A 4,591-nucleotide genomic window follows, 5' to 3' on the forward strand; every position below is an offset into this window, starting at 1 on the left:
CTTTGTTTTTTTGGTGCGAATACATGCTGGTCAGCGGCACATCCTGATTGAGCGTGTAAACCGCCATTTCAAATGCGGTAAAGTGCGGATAGAGGATGATGACTTTTTCGCCGGCGGCGAGGGCTTCGTCAAGATGGTGTTTGTCTTGATAGCGTACCAACGAGCGCAGCTTATCCGCAGGCGCGTACCAGTAGAGGCCGTATTCGAGCATCAGCTTCGCCATGTGTTGGAAATGGCGTTTGAGCAGGGCAGTGCGCTGGCTGTCGTTTAGCTCGGGAAAGCATTTTTTGAGGTTTACCTCGCCGACTTTGCGGCGTGGTTTGACTGCGTAATAGGCGAGAATACCGATCGCGTCGGCAATCTTGTGCAACACGCAAAAAGGCAGCAGGCGGATGAGATAGAGAAAAAGGAAGGCGGCTTTCATGAAGGCTCGCTGTATGTGGGCAAAGGGCTATTATAACCGAAAGGCCGTCTGAAAACGGGCTGGAACATATTTCAGACGGCCTGAATGTCGGCCTACCATTGAAAACGGCCGCGCTTGACCTGCAAGCCGTCGGGGTTGAGTTGCGAAGCCAATCCGTGATTGCGCAGGGCGTGGGTGAGGGCGACGGCGAGTCCGTCGGCGGCATCGGCTTGCGGTGTACCTGAAAGTGCAAGCATTTGGACCACCATATGCTGCACCTGCTCTTTGGCGGCCTTACCCTTGCCAACCACCGCCTGCTTGACCTGAAGCGCGGTGTATTCAAACACGGGCAAATCGTGCATGACCAAAGCGGCAATCGCGGCACCGCGCGCCTGACCGAGCATTAACGTCGCGGCTGGGTTGACGTTGACGAACACTTGTTCGATGGCTGCCTGATGCGGCTGATAGTGGCGGATGATTTCATCGATATGGCGGACAATCACGGCGATGCGTTCGGAAAGCGACGCGCCGGTCGGCGTTTTGATACAGCCGGAAGCAACATAATGATGTTCGCGGCCGTGGACATCAATAACGCCGAAGCCGGTTACGCGACTGCCGGGGTCGATGCCGAGAATGCGTGTAGGTTGGAACTGGGACATAGTGCGTGTTTAAAGTAATCGGTGTTTCAGGGCAGGCAGGCGCGTGCGCACGCTTTGCAGTCGCGCGGTATCCAAATCGGCACAAATTACGCCTTCGCCTTCCGACAACGTCGCCAACACATCGCCCCAAGGGTCGATAATCATACTGTGGCCGAATGTGCGGCGGCCGCTTTCATGCAGTCCACCTTGTGCCGACGCGATGACGTAGCATTGGTTTTCCACTGCGCGGGCGCGCAGCAGCAATTCCCAATGCGCCTTGCCGGTCGTGTAGGTAAACGCGGCCGGCAACAGCAAAACATCAAACGGCTGCTGGGCGCGGAAAAACTCAGGAAAGCGCAAATCGTAGCAGACGCCGGCCGCCAGCGGAACATCGTCCACGCTCAATTTCGGCACATCGCTGCCTGCCAGTATCGTATCGGCTTCGGCGTAGCGTTCGCCCAAACCGGAAAAGCCGAAAAGGTGCATTTTGTGGTAAAGCCCGACTCGGTTGCCGTCGCGGTCATACACCAGCATCGTGTTCATCACCTTGCCCGCGTCTGGGCTTTGCAGCGGAACCGTACCGCCAAACAACACCACGCCGCATTCCCTTGCCGTTTCGCTTAAGGCCGTCTGAAAACGGGTGTCGCAGGTTTCGCCGACGCGTCCATCGTCCAAAGGCTCGGCAAATGCCAGCTTGTCCGTATCGTTTTTGCCCATCAGCGGCCAATATTCGGGCAGCAACACCCAATCCGCCCCTTGTTCGGCCGCCTCGCGGACAAGGCGTTTCATCGTGGCAATATTGGTTTCGGGGTTGGTGGACGACACCATTTGCACCGCGGCAGCGCGTAAAGAGTGCATCATCAAAACTCCTGTCAGATTTTGCAAGAATTGTAACTTGTTTACGCACAAGGCCGATACAATCGCCTCACAATTCCTCTCCAAAAAAGGATAAACCATGAACTTGAAACTTCTCCTCACTGCCGCACTTTCCACCGCCGCACTGGCCGCACATGCCGACGTACAGCTTTACGGCAGCATCAAAAGCGGCATCGAAACCTCGCAAACCCGTTTTGGCGGCCAAACATACAGCCGAACTGCCGTTGCCGACCAAGGCAGCCACATCGGTTTACGCGGCTCGCATCCGATTGGCGGCGGAACGAATTTTATTTGGGAAGTCGAACAAGACACACCGGTCGGCAAAAGCGGCTCCATCCGCCAAGACTGGCGCGAACGCCGAGATAATTTTGGCCGTTAAAGGAAAGATTGGATAGTAAAGGCCGTCTGAAAGATTTTCAGACGGCCTGTTTTTTATAGTGAGGTCGATTGATTTAAAGAATACACGTAAAAGGCGGTAATCAATAATATCTTAATATTTTCAAAATTTAACAATTTTATATAACTTATTGATTATTTATAAAATTAATAAAATATTGGGTAGCTGATTAAAAAATCAGCATTGGCATTGCTTGCAAATTAAAAAATTATCAAGTAAGGTTAAATGCAAGCGGTTTTATCAGTGAATTAAATATTAATCAATAAGATAGGATTATATAACTATGAATGAAGATATTATCAAAGGAAAATGGGAGCAACTTAAAGGTAAAGCCAAAGAAAAATGGGGCGAGCTGACAAACGACGATTTGGACATCATCGAAGGCAAGCGCGATCAGTTGGCTGGTAAAATCCAAGAGCGTTACGGTCGCACTAAAGATGAAGCTGAAAAAGAAATTGATGATTGGTTGAACAGCTAAGACCGTTGAATTTCATAATAAACGGTCGTATCCCCCTCGACCGTTTTATATTAAACCGAAAGGAAAAAATCATGCTTCATTATTCGATCGTTTTCTTTATAATCGCTATTATTGCAGCTGTATTAGGTTTCGGTGGTATTGCAGGTAGTGCGGCAGGCATAGCCAAAATTTTATTTGCCGGTTTCTTGATCTTGTCGGTGATATCACTGATTTTTGGCAGGAAGAAATAATACCTGTAAACCAATAAGGTTGTATCAAGCCACCATTCCGTCAAATAGGCCGTCTGAACAATCAGGATAACTGGTTTTCAGACGGCCTTTGTTCTTATAATAGCGGTTTATTGTTTCCACACACACCTAGCAACGGAGTTTCCATGCAGTTTTCAGCATTCGGTGAAAAATTCACACAACACAGTGGCATTTTGCAATTGATGGACGATTTGGGCGATGCGCTCAAAAGTGACAAGCCCGTCAACATGCTTGGCGGCGGCAATCCGGCGAAGATTGCTGAAGTCAATGCGGTGTTCGCCGATGTGTTTTCTAAACTGGCGGCGGAACACGCTGTTGAGAATATCGGCAATTATTCCAATCCGCAGGGCGATGCGGCGCTGATTGCGGCTTTGACTGAGTTTCTCAACCGCGAATACGGCTGGAACCTGACGGCGGACAATATCGCGCTGACCAATGGTTCGCAAAACGCGTTTTTCTATTTGTTCAACCTGTTTGGCGGTAAATTCAATCTTTCAGACGGCCAAACGGCTGAAAAAGCCATTTTGTTGCCGCTGGCGCCTGAATATATCGGTTATGCCGACGTGCATGTCGAGGGGCAGCATTTTATTTCGGTAAAACCGAAAATCGAAAATGTCGAACACGAAGGCGAAGCGGGATTTTTCAAATACCGCGTGGACTTTGACGCGCTGGAGAGCCTGTCTGAATTGAAAGAGGGCAAAATCGGTGCGATTTGCTGTTCGCGCCCGACCAACCCGACCGGCAATGTGTTGACCGACGGCGAGATGGCGCGTTTGGACGCGTTGGCGCAGGAACACGGGATTCCGCTGATTATCGACAACGCTTACGGAATGCCGTTTCCGAATATTATTTACAGCGATGTGACGCTCAACTGGCACGAAAACATCATCCTCTGCTTCAGCCTTTCTAAAATCGGCCTGCCCGGCGTGCGTACCGGCATTATTGTCGCCGCGCCGGAAGTGGTCAAAGCCGTCAGCAGTTTGAATGCGATTGTGAATTTGTCGCCAACCCGTTTTGGCGCGGCGATTGCGGCTCCGCTGTTAAACGACGGCCGTCTGAAACAGCTGTCCGACCAAGTGATTCAGCCGTTTTACCGTCGGCAGGCGCAAACTGCCGTCTCGCTGCTCAAACGCGAATTGGGTGCGTATCCGTTGAAAATCCACAAGCCTGAAGGTGCGATTTTCTTGTGGCTTTGGTTTGAAAACCTGCCTGTTTCGTCGCAAACCTTGTACGAAATGCTCAAGGCCGAAGGCACGCTGATTATTCCGGGAGAGCATTTCTTTGTCAGCATCGATAGGCAAGACTATCCGCACGCCCACGAGTGCATCCGCATGAGCATTGCGCAGGACGCGGAAACGCTGGAAAAAGGCATTGCCGCAATCGGTCGCGTGGTGCGCGGTTTGTACGATAAAAAATAAACGCTTTGAATAGACAAAGGCCGTCTGAAACCTGAACAATCGGGTTTCAGACGGCCTTTTTGTCGGATTTAGATATGGTGGATAACCAGTTTTTTGCCTTCGTAATCGAGGACGTTGACGTCCATATCGAATA

The 4,591-nt window shown here is 50.8% G+C and carries 7 protein-coding genes; 4 read left to right on the top strand and 3 right to left on the bottom strand.

Annotated elements, in window-relative coordinates; all coding sequences use genetic code 11:
- From ACTHUE_RS11365 to ACTHUE_RS11375, 3 genes are all read right to left on the bottom strand, one after another.
- On the bottom strand, positions 1 to 424 hold a 424-nt coding region (locus ACTHUE_RS11365; protein WP_440423496.1), incomplete at its 3' end, for an LpxL/LpxP family acyltransferase.
- Positions 425 to 516: 92 nt separating this feature from the next.
- A complete protein-coding gene (gene ruvC / locus ACTHUE_RS11370) occupies positions 517 to 1,062 on the bottom strand; it encodes a crossover junction endodeoxyribonuclease RuvC (protein WP_003684216.1) in 546 nt (181 codons plus the stop codon).
- A 9-nt stretch (positions 1,063 to 1,071) separates the two neighbouring features.
- Positions 1,072 to 1,902 (bottom strand): carbon-nitrogen hydrolase family protein, encoded by an 831-nt coding sequence (locus ACTHUE_RS11375; protein ID WP_004520969.1) that lies wholly within the window; start codon positions 1,900 to 1,902, stop codon positions 1,072 to 1,074.
- A gap of 94 nt (positions 1,903 to 1,996) precedes the next feature.
- Between ACTHUE_RS11375 and ACTHUE_RS11380 the strand changes: the two genes are divergently transcribed.
- The 4 genes from ACTHUE_RS11380 (at position 1,997) to ACTHUE_RS11395 (ending at position 4,458) form a co-directional block, all read left to right on the top strand.
- Positions 1,997 to 2,296 carry a porin gene (locus ACTHUE_RS11380; protein ID WP_004520970.1) on the top strand — a complete coding sequence of 100 codons (300 nt, stop codon included), beginning with the start codon at positions 1,997 to 1,999 and terminating at the stop codon, positions 2,294 to 2,296.
- A 301-nt stretch (positions 2,297 to 2,597) separates the two neighbouring features.
- Positions 2,598 to 2,792, top strand: coding sequence for a CsbD family protein (locus ACTHUE_RS11385; RefSeq protein WP_004520971.1), 195 nt, complete (start codon positions 2,598 to 2,600; stop codon positions 2,790 to 2,792).
- Positions 2,793 to 2,863: 71 nt separating this feature from the next.
- Positions 2,864 to 3,022: a DUF1328 domain-containing protein gene (locus ACTHUE_RS11390; RefSeq protein ID WP_039862543.1), complete on the top strand. Its 159-nt coding sequence runs from the start codon at positions 2,864 to 2,866 to the stop codon at positions 3,020 to 3,022.
- A gap of 143 nt (positions 3,023 to 3,165) precedes the next feature.
- Positions 3,166 to 4,458, top strand: coding sequence for a valine--pyruvate transaminase (locus ACTHUE_RS11395; RefSeq protein WP_070695154.1), 1,293 nt, complete (start codon positions 3,166 to 3,168; stop codon positions 4,456 to 4,458).
- Positions 4,459 to 4,591 lie beyond the last annotated feature (133 nt).

The organism is Neisseria sp. P0021.S005, assembly GCF_051956955.1.

Bases quoted from the DNA above. Each gene is read 5' to 3' on its own strand.
- ruvC (WP_003684216.1), bottom strand. From the start codon at position 1,062: ATGTCCCAGTTCCAACCTACACGCATTCTCGGCATCGACCCCGGCAGT.
- ACTHUE_RS11375 (WP_004520969.1), bottom strand. From the start codon at position 1,902: ATGATGCACTCTTTACGCGCTGCCGCGGTGCAAATGGTGTCGTCCACC.
- ACTHUE_RS11380 (WP_004520970.1), top strand. From the start codon at position 1,997: ATGAACTTGAAACTTCTCCTCACTGCCGCACTTTCCACCGCCGCACTG.
- ACTHUE_RS11385 (WP_004520971.1), top strand. From the start codon at position 2,598: ATGAATGAAGATATTATCAAAGGAAAATGGGAGCAACTTAAAGGTAAA.
- ACTHUE_RS11390 (WP_039862543.1), top strand. From the start codon at position 2,864: ATGCTTCATTATTCGATCGTTTTCTTTATAATCGCTATTATTGCAGCT.
- ACTHUE_RS11395 (WP_070695154.1), top strand. From the start codon at position 3,166: ATGCAGTTTTCAGCATTCGGTGAAAAATTCACACAACACAGTGGCATT.